The 268-nt window shown below is 46.3% G+C and carries 1 protein-coding gene; it reads right to left on the bottom strand.

The features are described from left to right. Positions 1 to 268 (bottom strand): protease modulator HflK N-terminal domain-containing protein (locus tag AAEY80_RS14575; protein WP_350588595.1); only part of this gene is annotated, 268 nt, incomplete at both ends.

Genomic DNA, 268 nt, shown 5'->3' with positions numbered 1-268 from the left:
CCACACCACGCTCAGCTTCTTTCACGGTATAAATACCACTGAGTGCCCATACAATTACAGCAATTATAAGTATAAATGAAATACCGGCTCCACCAAGTCCACCGCCGCTACCATTGCCCGGTTTTTTGCCGCCAAATAAGCCACTAAACTTGTTACTGAATTTACGCAGCACCTCGTCTAAATCAGGTGGGCCTTGATCTCGTCCGCCTTTGTTATTCCACGGATCTTTATCATTGCCATTATTACCCGGTTCATTCCAGGCCATAGC

The organism is Psychrobacter sp. 78a-MNA-CIBAN-0178 (assembly GCF_040309625.1).
Classification (GTDB): Bacteria; Pseudomonadota; Gammaproteobacteria; order Pseudomonadales; family Moraxellaceae; genus Psychrobacter; species Psychrobacter okhotskensis.
The sequence above is the reverse complement of the archived record's forward strand: the minus strand, read 5'-3'. Positions and strand labels throughout refer to the sequence as shown.